This is a genomic window from Mycobacterium sp. E1715 (assembly GCF_001667625.1).
GTDB lineage: Bacteria > Actinomycetota > Actinomycetes > Mycobacteriales > Mycobacteriaceae > Mycobacterium.
Genome location: NZ_LZJJ01000189.1, coordinates 1 through 15,743 on the forward strand (window position 1 = coordinate 1; position 15,743 = coordinate 15,743).

General features: G+C 66.4%; 19 protein-coding genes, 1 tRNA gene and 2 pseudogenes. 13 read left to right on the forward strand and 9 right to left on the reverse strand.

The annotated features are described in order from the left end of the window. The 6 genes and pseudogenes from A9X03_RS10265 to A9X03_RS10290 form a co-directional block, all read left to right on the forward strand. Window positions 1-211 (forward strand): annotated as a pseudogene (locus A9X03_RS10265) (hypothetical protein); the annotation flags it as partial. 270 nt (window positions 212-481) lie between these two features. Further along, window positions 482-1,000 (forward strand): GreA/GreB family elongation factor, encoded by a 519-nt coding sequence (locus A9X03_RS10270; RefSeq protein WP_068260899.1) that lies wholly within the window; start codon window positions 482-484, stop codon window positions 998-1,000. A 14-nt stretch (window positions 1,001-1,014) separates the two neighbouring features. Further along, window positions 1,015-1,482, forward strand: coding sequence for a GreA/GreB family elongation factor (locus tag A9X03_RS10275; RefSeq protein ID WP_067750419.1), 468 nt, complete (start codon window positions 1,015-1,017; stop codon window positions 1,480-1,482). Between the two features lie 188 nt (window positions 1,483-1,670). Then, window positions 1,671-3,227, forward strand: coding sequence for a succinic semialdehyde dehydrogenase (locus tag A9X03_RS10280; RefSeq protein ID WP_067750417.1), 1,557 nt, complete (start codon window positions 1,671-1,673; stop codon window positions 3,225-3,227). Between the two features lie 97 nt (window positions 3,228-3,324). Further along, a complete protein-coding gene (locus A9X03_RS10285) occupies window positions 3,325-3,903 on the forward strand; it encodes a cyclic nucleotide-binding domain-containing protein (RefSeq protein WP_067750416.1) in 579 nt (192 codons plus the stop codon). Window positions 3,904-3,984: 81 nt separating this feature from the next. Continuing rightward, window positions 3,985-4,419: a DUF4383 domain-containing protein gene (locus A9X03_RS10290; protein WP_068260904.1), complete on the forward strand. Its 435-nt coding sequence runs from the start codon at window positions 3,985-3,987 to the stop codon at window positions 4,417-4,419. Here the strand turns inward: A9X03_RS10290 and A9X03_RS10295 are convergent. From A9X03_RS10295 to A9X03_RS10305, 3 genes are all read right to left on the reverse strand, one after another. After that, a complete protein-coding gene (locus tag A9X03_RS10295) occupies window positions 4,416-5,252 on the reverse strand; it encodes an isocitrate lyase/phosphoenolpyruvate mutase family protein (protein ID WP_068260915.1) in 837 nt (278 codons plus the stop codon). The two genes, A9X03_RS10290 and A9X03_RS10295, sit on opposite strands and share 4 nt — an antisense overlap. Window positions 5,253-5,363: 111 nt before the next feature. After that, a complete protein-coding gene (locus A9X03_RS10300) occupies window positions 5,364-6,128 on the reverse strand; it encodes a cutinase family protein (RefSeq protein WP_067750412.1) in 765 nt (254 codons plus the stop codon). Between the two features lie 76 nt (window positions 6,129-6,204). Next, the gene (locus tag A9X03_RS10305; protein WP_231969347.1) at window positions 6,205-6,513 is read right to left on the reverse strand and encodes a hypothetical protein; all 309 of its coding nucleotides are present in this window, start codon (window positions 6,511-6,513) and stop codon (window positions 6,205-6,207) included. 145 nt (window positions 6,514-6,658) lie between these two features. On the opposite strand from A9X03_RS10305, the gene A9X03_RS30615 reads away from it, so the two are divergent. The 3 genes from A9X03_RS30615 to A9X03_RS29755 all read left to right on the forward strand — a co-directional run bounded on the left by A9X03_RS30615 (window position 6,659) and on the right by A9X03_RS29755 (window position 7,757). Then, window positions 6,659-6,793, forward strand: a complete 135-nt coding sequence (locus A9X03_RS30615; protein ID WP_255396724.1) for a hypothetical protein — start codon at window positions 6,659-6,661, stop codon at window positions 6,791-6,793. A gap of 95 nt (window positions 6,794-6,888) precedes the next feature. Continuing rightward, window positions 6,889-7,572 carry a DUF2510 domain-containing protein gene (locus A9X03_RS10310; protein WP_067784235.1) on the forward strand — a complete coding sequence of 228 codons (684 nt, stop codon included), beginning with the start codon at window positions 6,889-6,891 and terminating at the stop codon, window positions 7,570-7,572. Window positions 7,573-7,598: 26 nt separating this feature from the next. Beyond that, the gene (locus A9X03_RS29755; protein ID WP_197499177.1) at window positions 7,599-7,757 is read left to right on the forward strand and encodes a hypothetical protein; all 159 of its coding nucleotides are present in this window, start codon (window positions 7,599-7,601) and stop codon (window positions 7,755-7,757) included. A 15-nt stretch (window positions 7,758-7,772) separates the two neighbouring features. On the opposite strand, the gene A9X03_RS10315 is transcribed toward A9X03_RS29755, so the two are convergent. Beyond that, window positions 7,773-8,675 carry an alpha/beta fold hydrolase gene (locus A9X03_RS10315; RefSeq protein WP_068260906.1) on the reverse strand — a complete coding sequence of 301 codons (903 nt, stop codon included), beginning with the start codon at window positions 8,673-8,675 and terminating at the stop codon, window positions 7,773-7,775. A 258-nt stretch (window positions 8,676-8,933) separates the two neighbouring features. On the opposite strand from A9X03_RS10315, the gene A9X03_RS10320 reads away from it, so the two are divergent. Continuing rightward, window positions 8,934-9,356 carry a DUF4189 domain-containing protein gene (locus A9X03_RS10320; RefSeq protein ID WP_067750401.1) on the forward strand — a complete coding sequence of 141 codons (423 nt, stop codon included), beginning with the start codon at window positions 8,934-8,936 and terminating at the stop codon, window positions 9,354-9,356. Window positions 9,357-9,365: 9 nt separating this feature from the next. Here the strand turns inward: A9X03_RS10320 and A9X03_RS10325 are convergent, their stop codons facing one another. Next, on the reverse strand, window positions 9,366-9,563 hold the full coding sequence (locus A9X03_RS10325; protein ID WP_067750399.1) for a hypothetical protein: 198 nt from the start codon (window positions 9,561-9,563) through the stop codon (window positions 9,366-9,368). 601 nt (window positions 9,564-10,164) lie between these two features. Here A9X03_RS10325 and A9X03_RS10330 point away from each other — a divergent pair. The 3 genes and pseudogenes from A9X03_RS10330 to A9X03_RS10340 all read left to right on the forward strand — a co-directional run bounded on the left by A9X03_RS10330 (window position 10,165) and on the right by A9X03_RS10340 (window position 12,993). After that, window positions 10,165-11,418, forward strand: a complete 1,254-nt coding sequence (locus A9X03_RS10330) for a cytochrome P450 (RefSeq protein ID WP_068260909.1) — start codon at window positions 10,165-10,167, stop codon at window positions 11,416-11,418. Continuing rightward, window positions 11,411-12,085 (forward strand): TetR/AcrR family transcriptional regulator, encoded by a 675-nt coding sequence (locus A9X03_RS10335; RefSeq protein ID WP_068260912.1) that lies wholly within the window; start codon window positions 11,411-11,413, stop codon window positions 12,083-12,085. Before A9X03_RS10330 ends, A9X03_RS10335 begins: the two co-directional genes overlap by 8 nt. Before the next feature lie 87 nt (window positions 12,086-12,172). Then, window positions 12,173-12,993 (forward strand): annotated as a pseudogene (locus A9X03_RS10340) (SDR family NAD(P)-dependent oxidoreductase). Window positions 12,994-13,121: 128 nt separating this feature from the next. On the opposite strand, the gene A9X03_RS10345 reads toward A9X03_RS10340, so the two are convergent. From A9X03_RS10345 to A9X03_RS10360, 4 genes are all read right to left on the reverse strand, one after another. Next, a tRNA-Pro gene (locus tag A9X03_RS10345) sits at window positions 13,122-13,195 on the reverse strand. Between the two features lie 58 nt (window positions 13,196-13,253). Further along, complete coding sequence (locus A9X03_RS10350; protein WP_067750389.1) at window positions 13,254-13,997, reverse strand: IclR family transcriptional regulator; 744 nt, start codon at window positions 13,995-13,997, stop codon at window positions 13,254-13,256. Continuing rightward, on the reverse strand, window positions 13,994-14,824 hold the full coding sequence (locus A9X03_RS10355; RefSeq protein ID WP_067891703.1) for a cyclase family protein: 831 nt from the start codon (window positions 14,822-14,824) through the stop codon (window positions 13,994-13,996). The genes A9X03_RS10350 and A9X03_RS10355 overlap by 4 nt, the downstream gene beginning before the upstream one ends. Window positions 14,825-14,835: 11 nt before the next feature. Then, window positions 14,836-15,621, reverse strand: a complete 786-nt coding sequence (locus A9X03_RS10360) for an SDR family NAD(P)-dependent oxidoreductase (RefSeq protein WP_369831272.1) — start codon at window positions 15,619-15,621, stop codon at window positions 14,836-14,838. Window positions 15,622-15,743 lie beyond the last annotated feature (122 nt).

Below are 15,743 nucleotides of genomic sequence, written 5' to 3' on the forward strand. Positions count from 1 at the left end.
CCAGATAGACATTTGGGTCGACGACCGGGGCGCGCCGGTTACCCGGCCGAAGATGTCACCGGCCGACGAGGCGGTCGCGATCGCCGTGGCGATCTGGCTCGCCGTGACCCTGCCCGTCGCGGCCTCCTTCGCCGGCGCCCGCTATGCCCTCGACCGAATCCGTTACGCGAGATGGCAACACGACTTCGACCGGCTCGTCGGCCCGCAGTGAGCTGAGGGCGGCGATACGGCGAGCGTGTTGTCGGCCCTCGACAATGGCCCACACCGGCATTGTTCGATCCGGTCAAGCGCCCCGACCGCAACATGGGTCACCATGGAGTTAAGAGTCGAGGCCCGAAAACGGAGATTGGTTGACGCACAGCTTATCTGGCGCAACACGGCCCGATCAAGACCTGCCCGGCGCGGGCTTCGCGTCGTCAGGGACGGCTGCCACACGACGGCCCGCCCCTGACGACACCCTACTCGAGGAAGGAAATAACAGATGACCAGTTTCACCCCGGCCTACATCACTTCGCGGCAGCGCCGCCGATTACAGGACGAACTCGCCGCGTTGCGCTCCCAGCGCAGCATCGAAGTCCCCGACGACGCCATGGATTACGGCGGTGACCGCGCGGCCCGCCCCGCGGCGCGGCGGGAACGCATCCGCGAGATCGAAGACCTGTTGGCCACCGCCGCCGTCCGTGACGACCCCGCGCGCGAAAGGACCGCGGGCCCGGGCATGGTGCTGACCATTCGCTACGACGCCAGCGGTGAAACGGAGACGCTGCTGCTCGGCCGCCGCGGCGCCGAGGACGCCGACATCAACGTGTATTCGATGGCGTCGCCGCTGGGCCGGTGCATCGCCGGCGCTCGCCCCGGCGAGCAACGCATCTACGCGATCCCCCACGAGACGGGCCGGCTCGTGACGCTGCTCAACGCGGCTCCCTACCCCGGCCCATCACGCAATGCCAAGGCGCGCAACGTGTCCCGTAGGGGACCATTGATCCTCGCTGACGCATGAGAAAGGAAACGAACATGACCAGCGTGCAACCCACTTGGCTTACGCCGCAGGCCTACGTGCGGCTGCGGCAAGAACTGGCCACCCTGCGCGAACTCTGCGACGGCGACGCGGTCGGCGATGACGCCGATGGGAACGCCGTCGCGGTGCGGCGCGCCTGGCGGCTGCGGATGCAACGGATTCAGGATCTGTTGGCCCACGCCGTAGTCGGCGAGGATCCCCCCGACGACGGAATCGCCGAACCCGGGATGGTTTTGACGGTGCGCTACGACGACACCGGCGACATCGAGACCTTCCTGCTGGGTGCCCGCGGCGCCGAGCACGGCGACGTGGAGGTCTACTCGACCAATTCCCCGCTCGGCTCCGCGATCGCAGGCGCACGTCCCGGTGAGCGGCGCGCCTACCTACTGCCCAGCGGCGTCGGGCTGACCGTCACGCTGCTGGACGCGGTGCCGTACGGGGCCTACCTCGCGAGCACCAACTAGTGCCCGGCATCGAGCGGTTGTGATCACATGCTGTTCGAGCTGATCGACCCGTTGGCAATGATGTTGCTTCTGTTCGCAGCGCTCTTCCTCGTCATGGCGCTCGCGTACGGGCGCATGTGACGGCCGCCGCGGCGTTCCAGACGGATAGGCTGGTGGCCTGGCCGCCGTGCTCATTGGGAGGTAACGACATGCCCGCACCGTCAGCCGAGGTGTTCGACCGCTTGCGTCAGCTGGCCGCGATCAAGGATCTCGCCGCGCGCCCGACGAAGACGATCGACGAGGTCTTCACCGGTAAACCCCTGACCACGATCCCGATCGGGACGGCCGACGACGTCGAGGCGGCGTTCGCCGAAGCGCGCGCGGCGCAGATCGAGTGGGCGGCGCGTCCCGTCGCCGAGCGCATCGACGTCATCAGCCGCTATCGCGACCTGGTGGTCGAGCACCGCGAGTTCCTGATGGACCTGCTGCAGGCCGAGGCCGGCAAGGCCCGCTGGGCGGCGCAGGAAGAAATCGTCGACCTGATGGCGAACGCGAACTACTACGTGCGGGTCTCCGCCGACCTGCTCAAGCCGCGCACGGTGCAGTCGCTGCTCCCGGGCGTCGGCAAGACCACGGTCTGTTACCAGCCCAAGGGCGTCGTCGGGGTCATTTCGCCGTGGAACTACCCGATGACGCTGACGGCGTCGGATTCGGTGCCCGCACTGCTGGCCGGCAACGCGGTGGTACTCAAGCCGGACAGCCAGACCCCGTATTGCGCGCTGGCCTGCGCCGAGCTGCTCTATCAGGCCGGCCTGCCGCGCGCGCTCTACGCGATCGTCCCCGGGCCGGGTTCGGTGGTCGGCACGGCGATCATCGACAACTGCGACTACTTGATGTTCACCGGCTCGACCGCCACCGGCAGGCAACTCGCCGAGCACGCGGGCCGCCGGCTGATCGGCTTCTCCGCCGAGCTCGGGGGCAAGAACGCGATGATCGTCACGCGGGGCGCCAACCTCGACAAGGCCGCCAAGGCGGCCACCCGGGCATGCTTTTCCAACGCGGGCCAGCTGTGCATCTCCATCGAACGGATCTATGTCGAGAAGGACATCGCCGACGAATTCGTAGGCAAGTTCGGCGCCGCGGTGCGGAGCATGAAGCTGGGGACCGCCTATGACTTCTCGGTGGACATGGGCAGCTTGATCTCCGGGGGGCAGCTGGACACCGTGACGGACCACGTGGACGACGCAAAGGCCAAGGGCGCCAAGGTGGTTGCCGGCGGCAAAGCCCGACCCGACATCGGGCCGCTGTTCTACGAGCCGACGGTGCTCACCGACGTAACGCCCGAGATGGAGTGCGCGGCCAACGAGACGTTCGGGCCGGTGGTGTCGATCTACCCGGTCGCCGACGTCGACGAGGCGGTCGAGAAGGCCAACGACACCGAGTACGGGCTCAACGCCAGCGTGTTCGCCGGCTCCTCCGCGGAGGGCCAGCAGATCGCCGCCCGGCTGCGCTCGGGGACCGTGAACGTCAACGAGGGTTACGCGTTCGCCTGGGGCAGCCTCAGCGCGCCGATGGGCGGGATGGGCCAGTCCGGGGTGGGCCGGCGGCACGGTCCCGAGGGACTGCTGAAGTACACCGAATCGCAGACGATCGCAACCGCCCGCGTGTTCAATCTCGATCCGCCCCTTGGCATTCCGAGCACGCTGTGGCAGAAGTCGCTGGTTCCTGTGGTGCGTGCGGTGATGAGGCTTCCCGGGCGGAACTGACTGCGACGTCTTCCGGCGGGGGCCGGATCTAGAGTTACGCCGCCCATCCGCGTTACGCTCCTCGATGTAGCGTCACATCGCACGTCAGGAGTTCGCTATGAAGGCCGACGAGAAGCAATATCTGGAAGACGCTCGTCGGCTACGCCAGTACGCCACCTTCGAGAAGTTCTCGGATGCCGAACTGCAGCGCCTCGCCCGGGTGGCTCACCGCACTTCGACGTCGGCCCCGTTGCCGCTGATTCACGAGCAGACGCCCTCGGACTCCTGCTACATCCTGCTCAGCGGAGAGGTGGGCGTCTACGCGGGCCGGGACCGCATCGCCGTGCTCGGGCCGGGTGAGGTGATCGGCGAATCGGCGCTGCACCGGGGCAAACTGCGTTCCGCGACCGTGACGACGATGGGGCCGGCGGAGGTCTTGCGCATCGAACGCGACGAACTCACCAAAGCGCTCGACGAGATACCCGCGCTTCGCGAAATCATCGACGCCTCCGTCGCGCGACATGTGCCCGTAGACCTGCCGCCGAAGCCGAAACCGCCGCGCACCAAGTTGGGCGCCTCAATCCACACCGAGCTGGTCGAGCGGTTCGAGCAGGCCGCCGACGCGGCCGGCGTGGAGGTCGCGACCGCGCTCGAAGACGCGATGACCCAATGGATCGAACGGAACAGCACTTCGTAGCGATCGCGCCCGCACCCGTTGTCACGGTCTACTACCGCGCGTAGTATTCGGGCTATCCCACCGTGCACAAGGAGGTGCAATGTGAGGTGGAGTTTCGCCCAGATCGGGCTGCTGATCATCTGCGCTTTCCATGTCGTCCAGGCCGTGGCCGGCCTCGTCATCAATCCCAGCTTCGCCACGGGGCCAACGGCGCCGACCGTTCAACTGCTCGGCATGGATTACAACGGCTGGCACGCCGTCGCCGGCCTCGCCCTGTTCGCCCCGGGTCTGGTGTTCGCGATGCGCAAGTCGTGGGCCGTGCTCTATCTGTTGATCGCCGCGATAGCCGGTGCGCTGCCGGGCATTTGGGCCTTCTTCTCGCACCAGGTCGCCTTCGTCTTCACCTTTCCCAACAACGTCACCGACGCGGTCGTGCACCTGGTGACCGCCGCGGTGATGGTCGCGGTGGCGGCGGTGCAGATCCGGCTGGACGGTGGGCTGAAGAATTCCCTCGCCGATCTCCGGAAGGTGTCCTAGCTCGACCGTTCCGTGAACAGCCCATTGAGCTCGTCGAAGCCGCTGGCTCCCGCCAGTCCCCCAAAGGACCCGTCCTCGATCAGCTTTCGCGCGGCGGCCAGGAACGCGCCCCACGCGACCCGGCTGAAGGCCGAGCCCACGCTGATCCGTCGCACCCCTAGCTGCGCGAGATCGGTCACGGTCGACCCCGTGTCGGACGACACCAGAACGTTGACCGGATACGGCCGCACCGCGTCGACGAGGGCCGCGATGTCCTCTTTCTTACGAATGCCGGGTGCGAAGAGCACCTCGGCTCCCGCCTCGGCGTAGGCCTGCAGCCGCCTGATCGCCTCGGCGAGCGGATCGGGGTGGCCGTAGAGGAAGCACTCCGCGCGGCCGGTCAACATGACGTCGGCGCCCGAGTCGTCGATCGCCGAACGCGCGGCGCGAACGCGATCGGTGGCCTCGGCCAGTCCGAAGAGCGGCGCCCGGTCGCTGCCCGTGCCGTCCTCGATGGAGAGCCCGGCCACGCCGGTGGCCACGCAGCGCGCCACATTGTCGGCGAGCTCCCCGGCGTCGGTGGCGTAACCGGCCTGGAAGTCCGCGTTGACGGGAACGCTGACCGCGGCCACGATTTCGGCGATGTTGTCCAGTGCGTCGTCGACGGAGAGGGCGGTCACCGTGTCCGGCAGACCGCGCGCGAAGCACAGGCCGGCGCTCGTCGTGGCCAGCGCCGGGAAGCCGAGCCGGGCGAGCGCGATCGCGGAGCCGGCGTCCCACGGATTCGGGATGACGAAACACCCCTCTTGATGGAGCCGGCGAAATTGCGCTACGACGTCGCGGTGTGAGTCCACCACCCGATTATGCTCGCGCCGGTCCGAACCCACCGCCGCTCGATCCGACTTGGACGCGGAAGCGGTTGTGCGCCTTGATATTCGATTTGGCTCACGTGACCCGAGCCCGAGTCAACGGGCGGGGCCCGGGAACGCGACGGCGGTCGTCGGCGCGCCGGGACTTACACCTACCGGACCGCGGGGGCCTTCGCCAAGGCGACCGGCCGCAAACGCGGCACCCTGGTCAATCATCGCCGTGTTGGTCGAGTACGTGTCGTGCGCGGCGAAATTCATTCCCTCGGAGCAGATCGGGTCCCCCGGAGCGCATACCTGGATGGTTTTGGCCTGATAGAGCGGGCCGATGACGACCGGTGGCTCGCCGAAGAAGCTCATCGCCTTGTCGCTGGGCAATGCGAACAGCACGACCGAGGAGATGTGGTTGGCCACCTCGGGGTCCATCGGTTTGGGTACGCTCGCCGGATCGATCCCGGCCGGTACCGCGGCCGACGTCACGAAGCCCATCACGGCGGCCCCCTGGGAATAGCCGCTGAGCACCATCTTGGTGTTGGGGCAGTCGCGGGCCATCGAGACGACGTGGGCGCCCGCGTCCCTGACGCCCGCCTCCCCCGCGCTTGTCCAGTCATGGGTGGCGGGGTAGTCGACGGGATACACGTCGAGCGAATTGGCGCCGAGGCGCGGGCGCACGGAATCGACGAATGCCTGTCCGGTCGGCCCAAGACCCGGAGGGTCGTCGGTACCGCGGGCGAACACCACCTGGACGTCCGGACACGGCCCGGCGGAGGCGACCGGGATCGCGGAAGCAAGGACCGAAGCGCCAGCGCTTGACACCCCGACCACCGCACAACCGAGGAAGCGGGAAAAGCGACGCGCAATCATGGCGCTGTGTGCCCAACGCATGCCACTTCTAAACCATGAATTTTCGCCCGCTGGCCGCCTACTTGGCCGCTGCGGTCTAGCTGTCCGGCTGCCCGGCGTCAGCTATGGAACCCAGCCGCTCGCTCACCCGGGCCAGCGCCGCGTCGAAGATCTCCACCTTTTCGCCGCGCTTCTCGCTGGCCGGCTGGACCGCGCCGCGGGCGCCTTCGGCCTCCACCCGGGCCGCACCCTGCCGCCGCAACAAGCTGAAGTTCTTCTCCCGCGCTTGCCTGAGGCGGCTCTGCAGGTCCTTCAGCGACTGCTCGTCCATGCGCGTCAGGGCCTCGGGGTGACTCTCGCCGATCAAGGAACTTTCCTGCTGGGTCAGGTTCACGTGGCTGCTCACTCCTAGATTCATAGCCCGAACCGGGCACACCGACGCGTCGAACGTCGGACGTCACGCCGAACCGTCACGCCCGGGCCATCTCGGGTTCACGTCGCGTCGACGGTGCACGGCGCGGGTAGTCCTTCGGTCGACGAAGGGAGCTGTGATGGGCAAGCATTCGAAGAAGGACGACGACGGGCCGAACGGTGACCCCCCGGGTCCGGCGGATCAAGGCCGCGAGGGCGGGATGGCGACCCGTGAGAATGCGCCGGAACTCACCGAGCCCGACCGCGAGGACTGAAAGCGTGCGAGCATGACAGCTTAGGAAACGGACCCGTTTCCAAAGGTCAGGACTGCCGGTAGCCGAGATGCCCCCGTCACGACGAAAATGGATAGATGCCACCTGAACAGGCGCCGCCCCCGCCTAAGTCGGCGCCGGGCTGGTATCCCGATCCCGCGGGGGTGGGCCACGGGCTGCAACGGTATTTCGACGGCACCAACTGGACCACCGAGTGGGCGTTCTCCACCGAACCGCCGAAGAAGGACTCCCCCGGCGGGAAGGCGGCCCTGGCCCTGGCGGCGCTGGGCGCCCTGGTCCTCCTCGTCATCGTCGGCAAGAGCTGGGTTTTCGACCCGAAGAAGGACGGTCAATCGCCCCCTCCGAGCAGTTCGGCCGCGGCGGGACCGCCGGAATCGACCGCGGCCGCGCCGTCGACACCGGCCGGTCCCAAGAAGCCCGATGGCGTCACCTTCACCACCACCCCGGGCCCGGACGGCGACGTGGTCGACGCGCGATTTGCCATCCGCGACAACTACACCGAGCAGATGATCAAGGACGGCGCCCGGACGGACACTATCGACATCCTCAGATACGCCAGGGCGACCTATCCCGACGCGTCCGCGGTGAACGTGCAGGGCACCTTCCCGATGACCGACCCGTACGGCAACACCGCGACGCACGTCGCGATCGACCTCACGTATTCGCGGGCAACGCTGAACAAGATCAACTTCGACGGCATCACCAAAGCCAGCATCTGGGAGATTCGGGATTCGGGCACCATTCTCCCGGCTTTCCAGTAGTCGGCCGGGGCGCGGATAATCGCCTCGTGCCCACCGAACCCCCAACCCGGCCGCCGGCCTCGCCGAAGCCCCCGCGGGCGCGCGTCACGCCCGAGGATCTGGAGAGGTTCGGTGACGAGGAGCAGATGCGCGCGGCGTCGGACGAGGGCCGGCTCCGCGACGAGCGACCGCCGCATCACGGCTAGCCCACCGCTTCTGGCTCAGCCGGCGGCGACGCGGTCGACGTGGGCGAGGAAGTGCGTCACCACCGCGTCGGGCGCCTCGATCTGTGGCCAGTGCCCGATGTCGTCGGCGAGCATCACCACGTCGGGTTCGGGAATGACCTCGGCGTAGCGGCGCGCCATGTGGGCCCCGGAGTTGGGGTCGATCGGCCCGTCGATCAACCGCATCGGAACCGCGGTCTGCCGCATGGCGCGCACCCAGCGGTTGCGGTGGGTGTAGCGATCGTTGATGAACCGGCCGACCTTGTGCAGGACGCGGCGGCCGTCGTTGTAGTCCAGGATCTGGTTGAACACCTCCATCATGTGCCGGGTCGGCTTGGTGTTCGGACCGAACATCTCGCGCAGCGTCGGTTCCAGCAGCCGACGGGACACGGGACTGTTCTGGACGCGACTCAAGACGTCGCCCAACGGGGTGCCGGACATCAGCTTCTGCGCCGTCCTGGGCGTGTAGGCCTCGATGAACATTCCACCGTTGAGCCACGTGATCGAATCGATGCGCAGCGCGCCGTAGCTTTGCTGACCGAACTCGTGCCGAGCCAGCATCTCCTGGCCCACCGAATCGCCGATGTCATGGGCCAGGATGTGCGCGTTGCCGACGTTGAGGTGCGCCAGCAAAGCCTCATGCATGTCGGCATGGTCGGTCACCGCGTATTGGTAGGCCACCGGCTTCTCGGAAAACCCCATGCCGATCATGTCGGGCGCGATGACGGTGAACCGTTGCGTGAGTTTCGGCCAGATCGATGCCCAGTCAAAGGAATTGAACGGATACCCGTGGATCAGCAGCAGCGGGGGTCCGCTGCCCTCGACGCGGTAGAAGATGTTGAAGCCCAGGTAGTCGAAGTATTCGCCGGCGGCCAGCCAGCCTCCCAGTTCAACGTCCATGACGTCATCATCCTTGGCGCCTAGGGCGTTCGCCCGACCTTCTCCGCATTTACGGCGTGGAATGTTGCCACAGCAAAGCATCAGCGGAACGGTCGCCTGCCGGCGCCGCCTCGCGCCTCAGCGGTCGCCGACCGGTCACTGTGAAGATTTGCTACGTCCGTGTCAAGGCCTTGTTAATGACGACGCACACCCGCCGTCGAACCCGCACCGTAGGAGTACGGCACGCCTTCTGCCGGAACACGATGTGAAAGGAAGCATGTGTTCAAGCCTCTTGTTCCCGCGGTGATCCTTGCTGTTTGTGCCGTCGGACTGGCCGCGCCGGCACAGGCCCAGGGCGGCTTCATCGTGATCGCGGGGTCGGACTCCACCCACGCCGTCGATGTCACCGTCGGCGGCAGTCACGCCAGCCTGGCTGACGTCGAGTCGTACGCGGTCAGCCATTGCGCCGAGAAGCACGGCGCAACCGATTGCCACGTTCTCGCCGAAGGCCGCGGCGGCTGTGTGGCCCTCTCCGACAACGGTCACGGCTTGGTCGGGGGCTGGGGTCCCACCCGCAATGCCGCCGGTGCCGCGGCGGCGGCCAAGGTGGCGTCGGGACAGCCGAACGTCGACGGCACCCGCTGCGTCGTCGACCCGGACCTGATCTCCACCGGGAGTTTCTCGTTCGTGGCCACGCAGTAGCCGCCTCATTTACCAGCCCCACTCGTCATCGTCGAGGACGTCCACGGTGACGGCATTGTCCGCGGGCCTCTTCGTCCCATAGAGGAACGTGAGCAGAGTCTGGTCATCGCCCAGCGGTTCGGTGGCGACGACGGTGGCGTGCCCGATCTTCATCCGGATCCGGTCGCCGGGCTTGAGTTCGTCGACGCGCTTAAGCGGCACGCTCACCCATCAACGCCGCGCACGGTTTTGTCCCCACAGTTGCCATCATCCACGCGGCAACCGAATTCGTCCGGCGAGGGTTGACGAAACGGAGTGGCTGACTCCTGATGTGTTGTCGGGCTGTCAGGATTTGAACCTGCGACCACCTGACCCCCAGACATAACGGCAGTATCCGTAGGCGTCTGTGGGCGTATTACTTAAGCGTTGTGCCACAACGGATTAACGTTTCCAAGCACAGCTACGAACAAGCACGGAAATTCACGGCCAATTGACCGAATGGCGGTACGGGCGCCCTGCACGCCGAGGTGCGTTCGCGACTCGCGTCGGACGACGCTCGACGTCGCCGCGACCGCTTTGAGACTGATGCGAAAGTGGGCGTCGGGCAGTCTGGCGCGAGACGGACCGCACCGAGGGTCTCGATGAACTACTGCCCTCGCAGCGACGCGGACGTCAGGCGACAATCCGTATGACCTCGCCAGGCAGCAGGGATGATGAGCTGCGAGGAAACCATTGTGCGTTGACGAGCTCAGCGTCATGGTCATACACTTTAGGCGCAATTGTCCGCGCCTTGGCCAGTCGGGGCATCAATGGAATGTGAGATATCGCGATGAACGTAAGTAGCGCCGCTCCCAACGTCTTCGAAGCTGGCCTGCCCACGTTCAGCTACGACTTCACCGCCACTCCGCAGGACATCCTCGAAGATGTGCGAATTGCGCAATCGCGTGCGCCCATCGCCATTGGCCCGCTCGGTCCGGAAATACTGACTTACGATTTGGCTCGGGATATCCTGCGCGACAGCAGGTTTCGTTTGCCACCCGGCCTCACACTGGCAGCGCAGGGCGTCACCTCAGGTCCGCTATACGACAAGATGATGAGCAGCCTTCTCGGTCTCGACGGTCCGCCACATACTCGCTTACGCAAGCTGGTGTCCAGGGCGTTCACTCCCCGCTCGACCGCACGCCTTCAGGACACCATCCACGAGGTGGTGAACGAGCTGATCGATCAAGTGGTAGAGGCCGGTCGTTGCGACGTGGTGACCGACATCGCGCGGCCCTATCCCACCCCGATCATGTGTGCGCTGATCGGTGCGCCTCGGGAAGACTGGCATCTTTTCGCACAGTGGACCGACCAGATCTTCAAGGCTTTCAACTTTCAGCCCGACGTCACCTTCGATGAAGCCGCGATCATGCGGTCGTGGAGCGAACTGGACGCCTACGTGGATGACATGGTCGCCGCACGCCGGAGGCATCTGACTGATGATCTGTTGTCTGAGCTCATACGCGCCGAAAGCGAGGGCGACAGGCTCAATCTGGATGAACTGCGCATGCTGGTGGCTGGCTTCTTGATGGCGGGGACGGACACGACGCGAAACCAACTGGCCGCGTCGGTGCAGGTGCTGTGCGAGCATCCGGATCAATGGGCGAAGCTCGGTGAGCAACCAGAGCTTGCGATGCAGGCGGTTGAGGAGAGCATGCGGCACTCGCCCGCGGTCTGTATCGCAGTGCGAGCCGCCACCGAGGATGCCGAGTTCGGTGGTTGCACGTTCCCGGCGGGCACCTTGGTCGTCGTGAACACCTTTGCGGCCAACCGTGATCCGGCGATTTATGACGATGCCGATCGCTTCGACATCGCCCGCAACGACTCACCTGCGATTTTGACTTTCGGTGGTGGTGCGCACTACTGCCTGGGGGCGAACCTCGCACGCCGGGAATTGGCGGAAGCACTCACAATCCTCACCCGACGTCTCACCGCACCCCACCGCATCGCCCCGGCGCCGTGGAAATCCCTGCTCGGAATGACCGGCCCCACGACACTTGAGATCGAGTTCGACAGCGAAATGCTTGTGGCAGCGGATGCGTAGTCGCGGCTGGGCGGGTGTCACACCCGCCTCGGACGAGGAGGCAATCGCCCGCATTCTGGATGCGGTAGACGAGGTGATCGCTGAACACGGATCGGCGATACGGCTTGCCGACGTCGCCCGAAGGCTCGGAGTCACTCGTCAGACGGTATACCGGTACTTTCCCAACGCCGACGCGCTGCTCATCGCCAGCGCGATGCGTGCGGTCAACGGTTTCATCGACCAAGTTGTAGACCACGTCAGCGGCCTCAGCGACCCGGTCACTGCGATCGTCGAAATCATCTCGTTCGCAGTGGAGAACCTTACCGGCGATCCACAGTTGGAGAAGCTACTTACCCGGCCACCCGGGGGCGAAGCTGCCACCTCGCTCACCTCCGATACAGCGATCATTTTCTGCTTGTCGGCCTTCCACCGCCTCGACGTCGATTGGCAGCTTCACGGTTTCGACGCCACCGCGCTCAATGAGCTTGCCGAAATGACCTTGCGCACAGTGCATTCGCTCCTGACCGATCCCGGAAAGCGGCAGCGCGACGGAAGCGCACTGCGCCGCTTTGTTGCGCGATGGCTCGGTCCAGCGATCCTCTATCCACGGATGACGTCGTTGCCGGTCCACGAACGGCACGCATCATCGGATGAGCACATCGACCCGGACAGGTGCGCTGAATCGTGAACTTCGGACGAGAGGCCGCCGACGGTGCCACTATCTGACCGACAGGCTGGCAATTACCCTGCAAGGGCGAGCGATCATCTTTCGCCAATGGCATCGACCGTGTCGGGCAAGGTTGCATTCGTTACCGGCGGGGCGTCCGGCATTGGCGCCGCGTTGGCGACCAACTTGGTCGATGGGGGCGCCGAGGTCTGGATCGCCGATCGTCAGGTCGGCCCCGCGCGGGACCTGGCGCAACGCCTCAGCGGGGTGGCACAAAGGCGCACGCGATTGAGCTGGATGTGCGCTGCTACCCATCGTTTGAGCGTGCCGTCGCCGACGCGGTAGGGCAGTCCGGGCGGATCGACTACCTGTTTAACAACGCAGGCATTTTGGTTGACCGTGAGGTCGACTCGTACACGCTCGATGACTGGAACGACGTGTTCGATGTGAACCTGCGCGGCGTGGTGCACGGCATCCAGGCGGTCTATCCGATCATGATCGGGCAGCACTCGGGCCACATCGTGAACACAGCCTCGATCGCCGGTCTCGCCACCGGCGCAGTGCCGGCCAGCTACGCCGCCACCAAGCACGCCATTGTCGGGATCTCCAAGTCGTTGCGCATCGAGGCCGAGCGCCATGGCGTGCAGGTATCGGTGCTTTGTCCTGGCATGGTCTCGACTCCGATGGTGCTAACGGACAGACATCGGGGGATGGCACCGGGACCAATAGAACGCTTTCTAGAAACTTCAAAACCCGAACGGTTCGCCGAGCGCGCCCTTCGTGCCGTGTTGCGGGGAGACGCGATCATTGTGTTGCCGACGCGGTGGAAGGCATTCTGGTACCTGGAGCGGTTCTCGCCCGCATTGTCGATGCTCGTCGCAAAAGCCATGCTTAAGCAAAAACGCCGGATGCAGTCCACCGCCGCCTGATCTGCTGTCTCATGGCTAGGCACACCGGGTTCTGAAACTCGCGTGGCCCGGTACGGTGGCTAATCTTGCCGCCGGGCATGCAGCCATACGTTTCGGCTAGCCACGCTTCGGGCAAAGTATTCATGTTGTCGGGCTGACAGGATTTGAACCTGCGACCACTTGACCCCCAGTCAAGTGCGCTACCAAACTGCGCCACAGCCCGGAGCCGCCGGATCACCGGCAGCAGGTCGAAAGCCTACCGCAGCCGACCGGCCACCTTCCTAATCGACCTTCCCCAGCGCGGCGTCCACCCTCTCGACCCAGGCCAACAGGGCCGCGGCGAGCTCGGCTTCGCGGCCGTAGAAGCGCTGCGCCGGCACGGGCACACTGACCGCGACCGTGTCCGCCGTCGCGCCCTTGAGCAGCGCGCCCACCGCGCAGACGCCCTCGGTCTGCTCCTCGCGGTCGTACGCGACGCCCTCGGTCCGCACCCGCTCGAGCTCCTTGCGCAGCGCCGCGGGGCCGCTGATGGTGTTCGGGGTCAGCCGGGCCAGTCGGCTCGGCAGGTGCTCGGGCGGCAGGCCGGCCAGCATGGCCTTGCCGTTGGCGCAGCAGTGCAACGGAAACGACTCACCCACCGCGCTGATCGCCCGCAATCGGTGGGGCGAGACCACCTGGTCCACAAAGGTCGCGCGGTCCCCGTCGAGGATCGACAGGTCGACGGTCTCCCCAAGCTCGCGCGACAGCTCCTCCATGAACGGGTGTACGTCCATTACGACGCCCAGGCGCACGGTGCCGGCCATCCGCGCGATCTCCGGCCCCAGCCGATACCCGCCGCGGCCCCCGCGCGCGGCGACCAGGCCCTCGTCGTCGAGCGCGTTGAGGATCCGGCTGACCGTGGAACGCGCCATGCCCAGCCGGTCGCCGATCTCGGCCTGGCTGAGCCCACCCGGGTGCGCCTGCAGCAGCCGCAGCATCTCCGCCGCGCGGGCGATGACCTGAATCCCGGCCCCGTCGGAACTCACGCCGCCCGGCCCGTCTCGATGCGGTAGCCGCCGGTGGGGTCGACGATCGCCACCAGCCGCACGATGCAGCCGTCGCCGCCGACCCAGCGCCACGGGAACGCCGCGAAGGTGACGCGCTTGCCGGTGACCTGGTCCAGGTCGCCGCCGACGTTCTCGAAGCCGTAGATGCCCTTCGACAGGATCGCGCGGTGGCACGGCTCCCATTCCGGGAAGTCGTCGAGCACCCGGCGGCCGGTTTGCTCCTCGTATTCCCTTACCGCCCAGGGCAATAGCCCGCCGGTGTGTTCGGCGGGTCCGTGTGGCGCGATCGAGGTCGCCATCGGGTGGTCGAGCGCCTGGGTGTCGGTGCCGACGGCCTTGACGCCCTTGGCAGCGAACCACTCGCCGGCCTCCTTGTAGAAACCCGGGGAGTCGGCGTAGTACTCCGCGCTGTCGGCATACTTGTGATGCCAGCCGGTGTTGACGACGACGATGTCGCCGGGCCGGATTTCGGGCGTGGCTCTCTCCAGGTCGTCGGCGGTCACCACGCCCCACTTCTCCTTGGGAATCGACACCACGACCCCGGTGCCGAAGAAGGCGCTCAGCGGGATCTCGTGCAGGAAGGGCGTGCCCTCCACGACGTGCGCGGGCGCATCGATGTGGGTGCCGGAATGCATTACGGTGGTGATCTTTTGGGTCAGCACCCGGCTTTTGGCCATGTTGTGCAGACGATCGATCTTGACGTCCTCGAAGTACGGCCAGGCCGGCACGCCGTGACCCCACGGGTGGGACAGGTCGTAGAACTCCAGCTTCGATTCGGCCTCGCCGAGCGGCCACGTGATGCTCATGTCGGTTCCTTTCAGCACGCCGTGTATCCGCCGTCCAGGTACATCACCTGGCCGGTGTAGAAACTGGACGCGTCGCTCAGCAGATAGATCAGTGCCCCGACGAAGTCCTCCGGTTCGGCGAAGCGGCGCAACGGGATTCGCGCGAACATCGCCTCGCGGGTCGCGCGGCCCTTCTCGTCGTCGGCGTACATCCACTCCGTAAGCTCCGAGCGGAAAACCGTTGGGGCGAGCGCGTTCACCCGGATGCCGGCCGGACCCCACTCGGCGGCCAAACTCTTGGCCAGCAGGTCGGTGGCGCCCTTCGACGGGCAGTAGGCGCTGTAGCCCGCGGCGTGCCCCAGGGATCCGCGCACCGACGAAACGAGCACGACGCTGCCGCCGCTCCCCTGCTCGAGCAGGACCCGTCCGGCCGCCTGGCAGACCAGCCAGGCGCCCCGCGCGTTGGCGTCGATCACCTTGTCGAAGTCCTCGACCGCCATCTCGGTGATGGGGGCGACGTGGTTCATGCCCGAGGCGACGAGCACCCCGTCGAGGCGCCCGTGCCGGGCGACCGCCGCCTCCACCATGGCCCGGGCGTCGGCCGGGGTGTCGGGCCGGCGCGCGACCACCGCGGCGTCGTCGATGCCGAGTGCGTCGAGGCCCGCGGCGTTGCCACCGGCCAGCGTCAGCCGGGCGCCGGCTTCGGAGAGCGCCCGGGCCGCGACGCTGCCCAAAGCGCCGGTGGCGCCGGTGATCAAAAGCGACTTGTCCTCGACGCTGAAGCGCGCGGCGGTGGGCGCTTCCTGTGCGATGTTCACCATGCCTCCAATTCCCGCGATACGGAATCTGAAAGCTACATCACAGGAGAAGTCCGTTGACTTCGACCCTGGATGCTGCCTACGTTTCTTGTCTAACGGGCGATTCAACCCGTATCGCGGGA